The organism is Staphylococcus coagulans (assembly GCF_002901995.1).
GTDB lineage: Bacteria > Bacillota > Bacilli > Staphylococcales > Staphylococcaceae > Staphylococcus > Staphylococcus coagulans.
The window spans coordinates 45,603-60,136 of sequence record NZ_PPQN01000012.1; the positions used below are offsets into that span (position 1 = coordinate 45,603).

Annotated in this window: 14 protein-coding genes; 8 read left to right on the forward strand and 6 right to left on the reverse strand. The window is 35.3% G+C overall.

The window, feature by feature from the left end; translation table 11 throughout:
- Positions 1-7: 7 nt before the first annotated feature.
- The 6 genes from CD118_RS03500 (at position 8) to adcA (ending at position 5,022) form a co-directional block, all read left to right on the forward strand.
- Positions 8-1,504, forward strand: coding sequence for a sodium:solute symporter family protein (locus CD118_RS03500; protein ID WP_060829340.1), 1,497 nt, complete (start codon positions 8-10; stop codon positions 1,502-1,504).
- Positions 1,504-1,632, forward strand: a complete 129-nt coding sequence (locus CD118_RS12295) for a hypothetical protein (RefSeq protein WP_268768011.1) — start codon at positions 1,504-1,506, stop codon at positions 1,630-1,632. The genes CD118_RS03500 and CD118_RS12295 overlap by 1 nt, the downstream gene beginning before the upstream one ends.
- A complete protein-coding gene (locus tag CD118_RS03505; protein WP_050329851.1) occupies positions 1,619-2,008 on the forward strand; it encodes a tautomerase family protein in 390 nt (129 codons plus the stop codon). Before CD118_RS12295 ends, CD118_RS03505 begins: the two co-directional genes overlap by 14 nt.
- Position 2,009: 1 nt before the next feature.
- Positions 2,010-2,192: a hypothetical protein gene (locus CD118_RS03510; RefSeq protein ID WP_142380859.1), complete on the forward strand. Its 183-nt coding sequence runs from the start codon at positions 2,010-2,012 to the stop codon at positions 2,190-2,192.
- Between the two features lie 190 nt (positions 2,193-2,382).
- Entirely contained in the window at positions 2,383-3,075 is a 693-nt protein-coding gene (locus CD118_RS03515) for a type 1 glutamine amidotransferase domain-containing protein (protein WP_103356261.1), read from the forward strand.
- A gap of 291 nt (positions 3,076-3,366) precedes the next feature.
- The gene (gene adcA / locus CD118_RS03520) at positions 3,367-5,022 is read left to right on the forward strand and encodes a zinc ABC transporter substrate-binding lipoprotein AdcA (protein ID WP_103356262.1); all 1,656 of its coding nucleotides are present in this window, start codon (positions 3,367-3,369) and stop codon (positions 5,020-5,022) included.
- A 181-nt stretch (positions 5,023-5,203) separates the two neighbouring features.
- Here adcA and CD118_RS03525 read toward each other — a convergent pair whose 3' ends face one another.
- Entirely contained in the window at positions 5,204-6,100 is an 897-nt protein-coding gene (locus CD118_RS03525) for a fructose bisphosphate aldolase (RefSeq protein WP_050329855.1), read from the reverse strand.
- Between the two features lie 428 nt (positions 6,101-6,528).
- On the opposite strand from CD118_RS03525, the gene CD118_RS11955 reads away from it, so the two are divergent.
- Complete coding sequence (locus CD118_RS11955) at positions 6,529-6,675, forward strand: hypothetical protein (protein ID WP_158491199.1); 147 nt, start codon at positions 6,529-6,531, stop codon at positions 6,673-6,675.
- 340 nt (positions 6,676-7,015) lie between these two features.
- On the opposite strand, the gene CD118_RS03530 is transcribed toward CD118_RS11955, so the two are convergent.
- Together CD118_RS03530 and CD118_RS03535 are read right to left on the reverse strand one after the other, a co-directional pair.
- Positions 7,016-7,693 carry an acetolactate decarboxylase gene (locus CD118_RS03530; protein WP_050345122.1) on the reverse strand — a complete coding sequence of 226 codons (678 nt, stop codon included), beginning with the start codon at positions 7,691-7,693 and terminating at the stop codon, positions 7,016-7,018.
- Positions 7,694-8,201: 508 nt separating this feature from the next.
- Positions 8,202-9,137, reverse strand: a complete 936-nt coding sequence (locus tag CD118_RS03535) for a ketopantoate reductase family protein (RefSeq protein WP_060829344.1) — start codon at positions 9,135-9,137, stop codon at positions 8,202-8,204.
- Positions 9,138-9,454: 317 nt separating this feature from the next.
- On the opposite strand from CD118_RS03535, the gene uhpT reads away from it, so the two are divergent.
- Positions 9,455-10,834, forward strand: a complete 1,380-nt coding sequence (gene uhpT, locus CD118_RS03540) for a hexose-6-phosphate:phosphate antiporter (protein ID WP_016426018.1) — start codon at positions 9,455-9,457, stop codon at positions 10,832-10,834.
- 94 nt (positions 10,835-10,928) lie between these two features.
- On the opposite strand, the gene CD118_RS03545 is transcribed toward uhpT, so the two are convergent.
- Genes CD118_RS03545 through CD118_RS03555 form a run of 3 tightly spaced genes read right to left on the reverse strand, consistent with a single transcriptional unit; the run spans position 10,929 to position 14,165 of the window.
- Complete coding sequence (locus CD118_RS03545; RefSeq protein ID WP_016426019.1) at positions 10,929-11,666, reverse strand: response regulator transcription factor; 738 nt, start codon at positions 11,664-11,666, stop codon at positions 10,929-10,931.
- Positions 11,659-13,215, reverse strand: coding sequence for a sensor histidine kinase (locus CD118_RS03550; protein ID WP_060829345.1), 1,557 nt, complete (start codon positions 13,213-13,215; stop codon positions 11,659-11,661). Before CD118_RS03550 ends, CD118_RS03545 begins: the two co-directional genes overlap by 8 nt.
- On the reverse strand, positions 13,212-14,165 hold the full coding sequence (locus CD118_RS03555) for an extracellular solute-binding protein (protein ID WP_060830493.1): 954 nt from the start codon (positions 14,163-14,165) through the stop codon (positions 13,212-13,214). Before CD118_RS03555 ends, CD118_RS03550 begins: the two co-directional genes overlap by 4 nt.
- Positions 14,166-14,534: the final 369 nt, after the last annotated feature.

Below are 14,534 nucleotides of genomic sequence, written 5' to 3' on the forward strand. Positions count from 1 at the left end.
GATGATTATGAATGACGTTAAAGTGTACACATGGATAGGTTTTATTGTTTTCATGGCGTTCATGATTACGGTAGGCTTTGTCAGTTCTAGAAAGATGAACAGTATTTCAGATTTTGCGACTGGCTTTGGAAGGATTGGCCCCCGTACGCTAGGATTGTCTTTTGCAGCGACGTATTTAAGTGCTGCAACCTTTCTAGGTTATCCGGGATGGTCGTATGCGTGGGGACTCAATAATTTATGGTTGTTTTTAGCGATGTTTATCGGTGGTCCTACAGGTGTTTTAATGGTCGCTAAAAGAGTCAGATCATTAAATACAACGCAGCAATCCCTCTCGCTACCAGATTGGTTGGGCGATTTTTATGACAGTCCTATTTTACGTGTTGGGACGGCTTTGATCTTATTATTTAATATTTTCTATATCGCAAGTCAGCTTGTAGCAGGCGCTTTGATTTTCAAACATTTACTCGGTATGAGTTACTTTTCAAGTTTGATTGTAATCACAGTCATTGTTGTGCTTTATGTTTACGTAGGTGGTGCACTAGCAGATATTTATACCGATGCCATACAAGTCATCATTATGGCAGTAGCTGGACTTGCCATTTTTATCTCTGGCATTGTGCTATTTTGGAAAGGTAGCATCCATGATACGTTTTCAGGGATTGCACAAAACTTAGATCATCAAAATCATCACTTAGTCCAAGTGTTTAATCCTGAATCCGTTCACTTTCATTCTTTTACAATGATTATCGGTGCGATTATTATTCAATGGGCTTTTGCGTCAGCGCCGCACTTGTTTAATAAAATTTTAGGTCTAAAAAGTGAAAAAGATTTAGGGCGCATGATTCGTACTTATATCATTGTAATGGCTTTATGTTTACTTGTACTTTTTGGCGGTATTTATAGTCGCGTAGCATTGGGTGGGCAAGTCGCAAGTTCAGATTTAGCCTTACTACAATATATAGAGTGGGCGTTTCCTGCTGCCATTGTTGCTTTATTCGGTGTCGTTATATTAGCAGCGGCTATGTCAACGACAGATGGATTGTTTGTGTCTATTTCTACAGTGTTCGCGAATGATTTATTTTTAAAACTGATTGTCAAACAGAAGTGGGTGAATCTTGAAACAGAGAAAGCCAATCGAATTGCTTTTCGTATTAGTCGTGCTTCTGTACCGATTGTAGGGCTTTTATCGTTTTTATTAGTTTTGAAACCACCGCTCTATATGAGTGACCTCATGTGGATTGGGATTTCCGGTATTGCAGCCGGTACAATGGGTCCTATTTTACATGCGGTATATGCGAAACGAAAAGCACCTGCCCGTGCAGCAGAACTTTCGATGGTCGTTGGTTTAATATCCTATATTGTCATTTATTTTGGCGGTGTGATTCCAAGTACAATGTCTGCCGGTGCTGTTGCCACTATTTTGGGCATACTGACGATCACTGTAACTTCCTCTGTCATGCATTATCGAGCGCGCCAACTCTCTGTGGATAAGGGGGAAGCATAATGTTTGTAAATGAAATGTTATCCATCTGGCTTTATGGTTTTATAGGAACATTTGTTGGTCTACTTCTCGCATTAAAATGGGGTTACTCAAATCTTGATGAAAAGGGGAATGATAATGCCAATCATTAAAATAGATCTCATTAAAGGGAAAGATGAAGCTTATATTAAGGAAGTTTTAGATATCTCATATGAAGTGATGCTAGAAGCCTTTCATGCACCGGTGGGGGATCGCTATCAAATCGTGACGCAACACGAAGCGTATGAGATGCAAATTTTAGATACAGGTTTAGGCGTAGAACGGACGAAGGATGTGTTAGTTTTTACGCTTATCACGCGTCCAAGGACGGAAGAACAAAAAACGATTTTTTATCGCAAGTTGGTAGAAACATTACATCAAAAATTAGGTATTCGAAAAGAAGATGTACTGATTAGCCTTGTAGAAAATACAGATGCGAATTGGAGCTTTTTCAATGGGGAGGCGCAATTCTTGAATGGAGATTTATAATATGACAACAAAAACATCACCTAAAATCTCTCTGCTCTCTTTAGCTGTATTGATTGAAAAAAGAGCGGAGTGGGAAGCATATGAACCGGTCAATACTGCAGCTTATATGATTAAGCAAGAAAAACTAGCAGCTTACAACCAAGCAATCGCTAAATGCCAAAAAGCACATCCAGACAACACATAGCGATGAACGGTAAAATCTGATAATTAGAAAAAGATTTTGCCGTTCTTTTTTTGTGCTAAACAATGATTTATTGCGCTTATCACTGTCGGAAGGCGTTCTAATACCAAATAGCGCAATTGTTAAGCAACTCATTAAGTGTATCGAGAAATGTTCGTTATAATGGTGAAAAAAGACGAAAGATGTGTTCAAAATGAAAAAGATAATGATTGTAAATACGAGTTATGATCAATTTGATGGCTTTGATTTACCAACAGGATTATGGTTGAGCGAACTGGTGCATTTTTATGATGTATTCCAAAATAATCCGAATTATCAATTGGATATATATAATATCAATGGAGGCGAAACGCCACTAGATCCCGTGAGTATGAATAAAGTGACGTTAGATCGTTTGACTAAACAATATTATGAAGATGAAAGTTTTATGCAAAAACTGCATCATTCGCCTTCCATCGATGAAGCTGATGTGACACAGTATGATGCGATTTATTTTACCGGTGGTCATGGTGTGATGTATGATTTCCGAGGACATGATACGATTGCCCATGCAGTAAACGACATTTATGATCGTGGAGGTGTTATTTCTTCAGTTTGTCACGGTGCGAGTGCGTTACTTGAAGTTAAACGCCCGCACAATCATTTTCTTATAGAAGGGCAACGGTTGACAGGTTTTTCAAATCGAGAAGAAGGTTTAGCACGCCGCAAAAAACAAGTGCCGTATCAGTTAGAAACCGCATTAAAAGAAAAAGGCGCAGTTTATCAAAAAAGCTTAATACCATTAAAAAGTTTTGTCGTTGAAGCGGAACAATTAATTACAGGACAAAATCCAGCTTCAGCACGAGCTGTAGGGGAAGCGGTCAAACTCAGACTCGATGCAAAATGAAAGCAAGATAGAGAGAATCAGAAACAAAGTGTAAGGTGAATAGAGTAGAGGCGGTACAGACCATCAAATTGATTTCTGTTCCGTCTCTTTTTTTATGATTTTGTCAAAAAAGCAAGGTTATCCTTTACAGTAATGATAAAAGTGAAGCATTTCGGCGCATTAAAAGTAACAGATTTTGCAATTTGTCATTTTTAGAAAATAATGATTTTAAAAATGCATATTGCGCTTATGAAATGTTTAGCGTATAATTTTAAATCGAAATCATTACTATTTTTAGGAGGAGACCACATCATGAAAAAAAGTTTCAAGTTATTAGCGACAGTGGTATTGTCGGGTTCTGTGTTAGCGGCTTGTGGTCAAGGTGACGATAAAGCATCATCAAACGACCAATTAAAAGTAACAACAACGGTTTTCCCATTGCAATCGTTTGTTAAGCAAATTGGTGGTAAACATGTACAAGTAGATTCTATTTATCCGAAAGGGACGGATTTACATAGCTTTGAACCATCACAAAAAGATATTATAGATGCAAGTAAATCGGATCTATTTATTTATACGGGCGATAATTTAGATCCAGTTTCTAAAAAAATAGCTGGGGCAATTAAAAAAGATGATCACAAACTTTCATTAGAGGATCATTTAGACAGAGCAACTTTATTAACGGATCAACATGAACACGGGGAACATGATGAGCATGGTGATCACGATGAACATGGTGAAGAAGGACACGACCATGAGCATGGCGAAGAAGCACATGAACATGAAGGACATGATCATGAACATGGCGAAGAAGCACATGAACATGAAGGACATGATCATGAACATGGTGAAGAACATCATCATCATGGTGGCTATGACCCACACGTATGGTTAGATCCACAATTAGATAAAAAATTCGTATCTGCAATTCGTGATGATTTAGTAAAACGCGATCCAGATCATAAAGATGAATATAAGAAAAATGCAGATAAATTATTAAAAGATTTAGATGGCATTGATCAAGATATGAAAGATATTACAAAAGACCGTCAAGGTAATGCGGTATTCATTTCACATGAATCTTTAGGCTATTTAGCTGATCGTTACGGTTTTGTACAAAAAGGGGTTGAAGGTTTAAATGCGGAAGACCCATCACAAAAAGAATTAACTGAAATCGTTGATGAAATTAATGATACAGGTGCGAAATACATTCTTTATGAAGAAAATATTTCACATAAAGTGACAGATACAATTCGCAAAGAAACAAATGCGAAAACGTTGAAATTTAACAACATGGAAGCTGTTACAGATGATCAATCGAAAGATGCGACATATCAATCATTAATGAAAGAAAACGTGAAAAACCTTGAAAAAGCATTGAATGAAAAAATTAAAGTTAAAGATGATAAAGCAGCAAATAAACATACAAAAGCAATCCAAGATGGTTACTTCAAAGATAGCCAAGTGAAAGACCGCGAACTTTCTGATTATGCAGGTAACTGGCAATCTGTTTATCCTTTATTAAAAGATGGTACTTTAGATGAAGTCTTCAAACATAAAGCTGAAGATAAAGGCGATAAATCCGCGAAAGAATACAAATCGTATTATGAAAAAGGTTATAAAACAGATATAGAAAAAATTAAAATCTCAGGTGACCAAATCACCTTCACTAAAAATGGTAAGTCAATGACTGGCACATACCATTATGATGGTAAAGACATTTTAGATTACAAAGGCGGCAACCGTGGTGTTCGTTATACTTTCAAACTTGAAGGTGAAGCGTCTAAAGACTTACCAAAATATGTACAATTTAGCGACCATAATATTGCACCTAAAAAATCTGAACACTTCCATATTTTCATGGGCAATGATCGTGATAAAGTCTTAAAAGAGCTAGATAACTGGCCAACATATTACCCAGCTAACTTGTCAAAAGAAGAAGTAAAAGATGAAATGTTAGAACACTAAAAGAGTCGTTCGAACATACAACGCCTATCAGAGCGCACATTTAAATCGTGCCCTTCTGATAGGCGTTTTTTTCTTGATATAAAAAAAGTGGAAACACAATTGATTTGAAAAATTGTGTTTCCACACGATTTGCATTCATAGATTGAATGCGATTCGGTTTGCTTTTCTTAACGTTTTATTATTACGCTTGAACTTTGTTCACTGAAGCGTCGTAAATTGAATCGATTGTTTGGCCTAATAAGCGATCAAACTCTTCGTCAGATTGGCTTACACGTAAATCGTTAATTAATGCACGAGAGAAGCTCGCAATTAAGCCGTTATTTGTTTTTAAGAATTCATTTGCTTTTTCAAGGCTGTAGCCTCCTGATAAAGCAACCACACGAACAACGTTAGGGTGGTTAATTAATGATTCATATTGGTTCGCACGTGTTGGAATTGTTAATTTTAACATCACGTAATCATCTGAAGCTAAAGCATCTAAATGTTTTTGAATTAATTCTGTTAAGTAAGCTTCGATTTCAGCTTTGTTTTCTGCATCGATGTTCACTTCAGGTTCGATAATAGGTACAAGACCTTTATTGATAATTTGTTGTGCAACTTCAAATTGTTGCTTAATTACTGCGTCAATACCTTCTTTGTTAAATTCTAAGATGTTTGAACGCATTTTTGTACCAAAGATTTTATGGTCGTTTGCACGATCTAATAATTGATCAAGTTCAGGCATAGGTTTCATTAATTGAACACCATTTTCAACTTCTGCTAAACCTTTGTCAATTTTAAGGAATGGTACAATGCCTTTATCAGCAAGGTAGTCACCCGTATGTTTACCTTCAACTTCACGATCCATTGTTTGTTCGAATAAGATTGCACCAATTACTTTATCTGAAGTAAATGATGGTGATGTTACGATACGTGTACGCATCTCGTGAACCAATTTAAACATTTCGTCATCATTGTTATATTGGTCTTCTCCAACACCATAACCGCGTAATGCTTTAGGGGTACTACCACCGCTTTGGTCTAGTGCTGCAATAAAACCTTTACCATTCTTCATTTTTTCTAGTTGTTGTTGATTCATACTTCCTTTCACTCCTCGTAACGATATAATTACACCCTTAGTATGACGAATTTATTAAATAGTTTCAAATAAAAAGATAGTGGTAATCATTTAAAAATATCTCAAAAATCGTGGCAATTCAGTAATATTAAGGATTTTTAGATCTTTATTTTTAGGTGAGACTAAAAATTTCTAAATACCACCTATGTAACAAATGTATAAAAAGGTATAAAATGACGTCCCCTAAAATATAAGGTTAAGTCTTATATTAATAAAGCGTGTAAACGAAAGTGTATTAAAAAATATGTTTTTATATTAAATATTTAATTGTGAAATTATTTAGCAGATTTTAAGTTAAAGGCAAAATGGAACAAATCAAAAGCATCTGTTTGATATATTATTAATATGTGGTATAATAATTATACTTAAAAGTGAAAGAGGTGATATGAATGAGTAAATTGGTAAAAGGTTTAATGTCAACTGCTGCAGTAGCTGTTCTTTTATCAGCTGTTGGTAGCACATCTGATGCACACGCACTTACTCAAAAAGAATATCAACGCTTAGCATCACAATACGCAAACTATTCAAACAATTAATGCGTTCAATACCGATTCGTTTTTGAGTTTTCCCAGTAGTAATCATGGGAGGCACTTTCGCTGAATACAGATTGATGTATTTAGTGGGAGTGCTTTTTATTTTAATTTCTATATAAAGGGAACGCATAGGCCAAAAGTCATACTGCTAATAATTGTTAGTAACAGTATGACTTTTCTTTTAAAAGGCGGTCATTGACATTAAAATTCTTGAGCAAGTACCTCATCAAACGATATTTAATGGGTGAGTATTTTCAATTTTATAATCTGATTATGTACTCGCTATTTTCCAATATGTCCTTGCTTCACTTACGTTCCACAAATCATCAATAGAAAATATACGCTATAATGACAAATGCCTAATAAACAATGGCTCAGCAGCAGGACAGATCATTGTATATCCATCCAAATTTTGAAGTTGGGCTACAGCATTTGAAACTTTAAAGCTAAGGACCTTGCCTACAAGTTCATGATATTCCGAAACGAAATAGGCACTGAAACCCGGTGGATGAATACCAGTAAAATCATGAGGTGTATAAAGAATCAAAATTGTACCTTTAATTTGTCGCACTGCACGTTCAGTTTGAGGTATATGAAAGGGGCGTTTGAGCGTGTGAGGTGAATGATTTTTAGAATAAACACTTAAGTGAATATAATTAAAATCGCCTGTGAGTTTAGTCATTGAGAAAAGCTGTGTGTTTATTAGCCTTTCCTTGATATGTTGAAAAATATCAACATGTTCCACTTGTTTAACTACGAAGTCATGCTGGGGTCTAAATTGAACAACAGCGCCATACGGCACTTTCTCTTTACCATTTAATCCGTGATGTTCTCCATATTGATTCATATGAACGGGTTGCCCATCAATAATTACAAAATCACCATCAGTATGGTTCAATGTACCAAATCCATAATCACCGTAACGTAATAACTCAGCGATTGTCACTTCGCTTTCATGATGTCCCTCTAGTAAGGTTTTAATCGTGCCCACTTGATGTATGTAGTGACGATATTCTTTCATTTAAATCAACCCCTTTGAAGTTGGCGTCCAAAACGCTAAAGATGTAATCATTTTGATAGAATGTGCTTAGTGGTATTCATCTATCTTCAAAAACAGCAAAGCAAAATGAAAACAAAATAGAGTTATAAATAAACATTATTGCTTGCTATATAAAATTATAGAGTGGCTTCGTTAAAAAAGCAATATAATTATGTAAAAATCTTTATCTTAACGTATTGTGTTCATATGAATTATGCATACAATTTAAGTATATATGTAAAAATATGATATGAATATGTCTTTTTTAATAAGGATGAAGACAGTGTGAAAAAATGAAAGTGTCACATTTTTTAAAGTATAATAGTGAGTGATGACATGTATAAACGAAGTCATATCATAAAAAGAAAGCGCTAGGACGATTTTCTATTAAAAATCATCTTAGCGCTATTTATTTTGGGATATACATCCTGGCCTCTTAAGTTAATGCGTGTAATATGATGCAACTGTTAAATCATTAAGACATCAGTATTTATTGAACCCATTTCGTTTCTAATTGATGGATTAAGTGAGTCAATATATCATTATTCGGTGTTGGAATACCTAATTCACGACCATATTGACTGATTTGACCGTTAAGATAATCAACTTCAGTATAGCGACGATTATATAAGTCTTGATGCATTGAAGGATAATGGAGACCTTGTGTTTCTTTTGGATAAGAGTCTTCAATTTTTTGTAAGAGTACTTGTGCGTCTAATTCAACGCCACGGCCATGAGCCACAGCAACAATCTCATCAATAATGGGTTGAATCATGTCACGTGAATGAACATAACTGCCAAATTCATAAATGGTTTTGTTTAGGATAGTGCACAATGGATTTACAACACTGTTGACAGTCGCTTTACTCCAAATAGATTTGAACACATTATCACTGATTGTAGCGTTAAGTTTTGCATCATTGAAAATTCGATGAATCACTTCTGTACGGTGATCAGCTTGGCCATCTGCACGTTGAAACTCAATACTCCCTGTGCCTTCTAATAATAATTTTCCAGGACCACGCATGCCAGCAGTCCACATGGTAACGGCAAGGAAAATTTGAGTTTGTGGCACAATTTTAGAAAATCGTTCATCATGTCCAAGACCGTTCATCATAGTAAGTAAAGCAGTATCAGGGTGAAGGGCATTTCGATTGTATAACGTTTGAAGCATTTCTTCTGATTTCATAGATTTCGTTAAGATAATGATTAAGTCATATGCCTCATTTACATTTTGAGGTAATAGGGCAGGAATTTGAATCGTATAGGTATCTGTTTCTGTTTCGATTTCAAGACCGTGTTCATTTATTTGATTCACATGTTCTTTCCATGTATCAATCAGTGTCACATCGTATCCAGCCTTCTTAATTTGACTCCCAATCCGACCGCCCATTGCACCTGCACCTGCGATAGCAATTTTATTCATAATGACTCCCCCTTGTAAGCGTTTAATTTATAAATAAGTGTAAAATTCAAGTGAAACGATGTCAATTATCTTTCTATAAAAATTACTTAAAAATTTAATAGTAAACTTCTTATTTCGTGCAAGGATAAATTAACGTGCTAATAATACAAAATTGAATAAACTAGATGATACTTAATTTTAATTGTCTTAAATAAAATCCTTTTCCAAATATTAAAGTCTTTAGTTCAGTTTTTGGGATAAAACGATAATTTCTAGGATATTAAGCGCTTTCAGTTGGTGCTATAGTGAATTTAAAGTGAACACAAGAGGTGAAGGGCATGAACTTTTTTGATATTAAAAAGATTCCTAACAAAGGCATACCGTTATCGATGCAACGAAAATTATGGTTACGTAACTTTTTACAAGCCTTTTTCGTCGTATTTCTCGCATATATGGCTATGTACTTAATTCGAAACAACTTTAAAGCAGCTCAACCTTTATTAAAAGAAGAAATCGGGTTGTCTACATTAGAATTAGGTTATATTGGATTAGCATTTAGTATTACTTATGGCCTAGGGAAAACACTATTAGGTTACTTTGTTGATGGACGTAACACGAAAAAAATTATTTCATTTTTATTAATCCTTTCTGCGATAACTGTATTAATTATGGGCTTCGTGTTAAGTTATTTTGGTTCTGTTTTAGGTTTATTTATTGTACTTTGGGGACTCAACGGTATTTTTCAATCCGTCGGTGGACCTGCAAGTTACTCAACGATTTCTAGATGGGCACCGCGAACTAAACGAGGGCGTTATCTCGGCTTTTGGAATACGTCACATAATATCGGTGGTGCAATAGCAGGGGCGCTTGCACTATGGGGCGCAAATATGTTTTTCCATGGTAGCGTTGTGGGAATGTTTATTTTCCCAGCTGTTATAGCGTTAATTATTGGTGTTGTCACATTATTTATTGGTAAAGATGATCCAGAAGAATTAGGATGGAATCGTGCAGAAGAAATTTGGGAAGAACCTGTAGATCAAGAAAATATTGACGCACAAAGTATGACAAAATGGGAAATTTTCAAAAAGTATATCTTGAAAAATCCGGTTATCTGGATTTTATGTGTATCTAATGTGTTTGTATACATTGTGCGGATCGGTATTGATAACTGGGCACCACTTTATGTTTCTGAACAATTGCATTTTGGAAAAGAAGACGCAGTTAACACAATATTCTATTTTGAAATGGGTGCGCTTGTCGCAAGTTTATTATGGGGATACATCTCTGACTTGTTAAAAGGTCGTCGTGCTATCGTCGCAATTGGCTGTATGTTCTTAATTACGTTCGTGGTCTTATTCTATACGAATGCAACAAGTGTAACGATGGTTAACGTGTCACTCTTTGCATTAGGCGCATTGATTTTCGGTCCACAATTGTTAATTGGTGTATCGTTAACAGGATTTGTCCCTAAAAATGCGATTAGTGTAGCAAATGGAATGACGGGATCCTTTGCATATTTATTTGGCGATTCTATGGCTAAAGTAGGTTTAGCTGCCATTGCTGACCCGGAAAGAAACGGTTTAAATGTCTTTGGTTATACGTTAAGTGGATGGACAGACGTATTTATCGTTTTCTACGCTGCGTTATTTATTGGTATTATACTCCTTGGTATTGTCGCATATTTTGAAGAAAAGAAAATTAGAAGCTTACATTTATAAATGAAATTAATAGAGGCAACTCGATCACTAAAAGAAGCTAAATTTGGCTTTCTACACATCGAGTTGCCTTTTCTTTTTTGATAAACGAATACTTTTACTGTTGTTTCGCGTATTCGCTGGGTGTCATATTTAAATACTTTTTAAAGTGATAACTGAATGTTTTATACTCTGAAAAACCAACTTTGTCTGCAATTTCATAATGTTTATTTTGGCTTTGTAATAATGAAAGTGATTGATAAATTCGGTATCGATTTAAATAATCCAGAATTGTAATACCCACATGCTCTTTAAATGTACGCATCAAATAAGATTCGCTTACAGGTAAGGGAGCGATTAGATCAGAAACGTGACATTTTTGATGAAAACGCTGCTGTATTTGTTGAATCATCACATTAACATAATAATCACCATATTCAACTTTCATCAATGGTTGAAAAACTTCTAATTGTGCAGCAGGGTGTACAGGTTGGAATGCTGTTGCCCATTGCGCTAATAATTGGGTTAATTGTGAAGTGTCAATAGGCTTTAATAGATAATCTAAGACATGGTGCTGAATGCCAGCTTTCATATATTCAAAATCATCATAACTAGATAAAATAATCTTCTTACAATCATAATCTTTAATCGCATCTAACAATTTTACACCGTCCATGCGCGGCATCCGAATGTCGGTAATCACTAATTCTGGTTGATATTCACGAATCAGTGATAACCCTTCGATGCCATCTTTTGCTAGTAACACATGTGAAAAATGATATTCATTCCACGGAATGGCTTGTTTCAGCCCTTCTCTTATGATTCTTTCGTCGTCACAAATCACGACTTTATACATGAGATGTCGCCTCCCTTGGTAGTTGATAAGCGATGAGGGTGCCTTGATAAGGTGTTGAAAAAATACGTAATCGCGCTTGTTCTCCGTAACGAATACGTGCTTTGTGATTTAGATGATTTAAGCCCAAATGTTCAGTATCAAACACGCTTTCATTCAGTGAATGTCTTACCTCTTTGCATTTTTCTTTAGACATCCCTTGTCCATTATCTGAAACAAAGACACGAAGTGCGTGTTTGTTTTCAGTGATGCGAATACGTATCAAAAGTTTGTCATCCGTACGGCCATGTTTGATGGCATTTTCAACTAAAGGCTGAATCATCATTTTACCGATTTGTGCTGTATATAAATCACTTTGAATTTCAAATTCTAAGTTAATCAAATGATCAAATCGCACATTCTGAATTGCGACGTATTGTTGAATATAATCAAGTTCATCTTTGATTTGGACATAATCAGATTTTACGCGTAACGTATAACGAAGCATTTGCGATAATTGTTGCACCACTTGTTGAGCGAGTTGAGGGGATAGAGTAATCAAATATTGAATTGTTTGCATCGTATTGAACAGAAAATGCGGTTGGAACTGGCGCTCTATTTCTTTTAATTGTATTTCACGTAAACGTTGTTCCGTATTTTCGATAGAGCGTATCAATTTTTCATTCGATTCGAACAAATCATAAATATAGGTATTGATTTCTTCGAGTTCACTCGGCTGTGCTAATGGTTGATAGCGACCGAGATGACGATTTTTCGCATAGTAAATCCGTTGAATAATTGCTTCAATATCTTGAGTTTGTCTTTTCGCCATGTTATGTGCATTAAACAGACCAAATAAAATGAATAAAATCAACACAAGTCCCATAATAATGAGCAGTATGATTCCATCCTCTAAGGTGTCATGGATATTTTTAAATTGAATCAATCGATCGCCATTTTGATTGATTTTGACTACATCCGATATAAAACCAAATTGAGGAGGTTGCCATTTATCATCGAGACGAAAGTGTTCAGAGTTTGTAAATAAAATGTTATCAAAACGATCAACGATGACTGTAGATTGGCCAGAGTCTTTTAAAATTTCATCGATACGTGGCGTTTGTGCTAAATATATTTGGATAGATGCAGGACCATTTTTAAATGTAACGTTATGTGTGTTAAGCAGATAAAGTGTATTGAGTCGTTGGTCTTCATAATTGTTTGTCGTTACTTGTTTATGATGTTGTGTCACAACAAAATACAATGTTCCGGATTGTTCATGAATCATTTTAAATAATATACGGTTTAATTTCGTCAAATCTTGTGGGTCGCTCGTGTTGAGTTCTTTAAATGTGGTCTTCAATTTTGAAATATCTGATTCTGTCTGTTGTGATGCTTGAACAATGGCGTGTTGTGTTTGATTAACGTGCTGTTGTACCGTTCGATGCTCCACCCAAATATAGAGCGTATAGAAACTGATGATGCCAATGAGCATTACTAAAAAGACGGGCATGACCGTTGAGAGAAAGAAAGAGCGACGTAATTGTTGACGGTAAGGTTTGTAAGTTTTCATTTTAAACGCTCCAAAAAAGCTTGATGTGTGTCATGAGGCAATTCGTATTCAGAAATAGCAGGGATGTCTTTAAGTTTTAATGTGCCTGTTTCTGAAACTTCTGCCACGTCTTTACGAATCGGTTTGACACCAAATTCTTGCGCTAAACGGGTTTGAACTGCACGACCCGTTAAATATTTGACGAGTGCTTCTCTTTTTGAATTTGGATGTGCATTATGAACGAGTGCGATGCCATCTATATTAATCACAGTTCCCTCAGTAGGGTAGACTAATTTTAATGGATAACCTTTTTTCATCCATCTTCGAGCATCGAGTTCATAGCTTAAGCCTGCATAATAACGGCCCTTTGCGACCTGTTCTACGACTTGAGAAGACTTTTCCAATTGCACGGCATGGTGCTGAAACTGCTTAATTGTTTGCGTATTATGATGTAAGTGATATAAAGCGCGCATATGTTGGTAACCTGTCGTAGTGGTATAAGGGTTAGAATAAGCAACACGTGCATTTAGTGGAGGTTGCAATAAATCTTCATAACCTCTGACCGGAATGGACCCTATTAAATCTTTATTGACAACAATCACTGTAGGCATCAACATAAAAGGCGTAACTAAATGATTTTTGGATTCAAAATCATGAAATTTGTCTACATCAGATACTTGGTAGGGGACAAAATCATCTGAATGATCAATGGTTTCGCTTAATACGCCACCCACAAACACATCACCTCGCGCTTCTAACGGAGTTCGATGAATATCTGAAAGTAATACTTGTGTTGAACCTTCAATAAGATTTACTTTCACATCGTACTGCTGTTCAAAATCTTTCAAAAGTGGCCGAATTAATTCTTGTGGGTAGGGTGAATAAACAGTGAGTGCATCTTGAGATCGTGAAGTGTCCTGTTGACAACCAAAAAGTAAAAGCAACGCAAAGCAACATAGCCATTTTTTCATCATGAGACGTTCTTCCTTATATATGTATTAAAACTATTTTAACAATTTTTATTAAGATTGTAGAGCATTATGTTGAATGCATATGATTAAATAACCATATGATTTGATTGTTTTAAAGGATAATGTTGTAATTAAAATAATTCGTTTTAATTTGACTTTATAGAAAAGAGGTGCAAAATATGTCTGAAAAACAAACAGGTTCGATTACAGGTCGTGTCACTGATAATACAAAAAGTACAATTAAAGGCACAGTAAAGGATGAAACTAAAAAATAAACATACAATATTCATAAAAAGTATAAAGGTGCTTTTTTTAATGAATAATTATTGTGTTAAATTTATTTGTTCTAATTAAAGAGTTTTAAAAGTA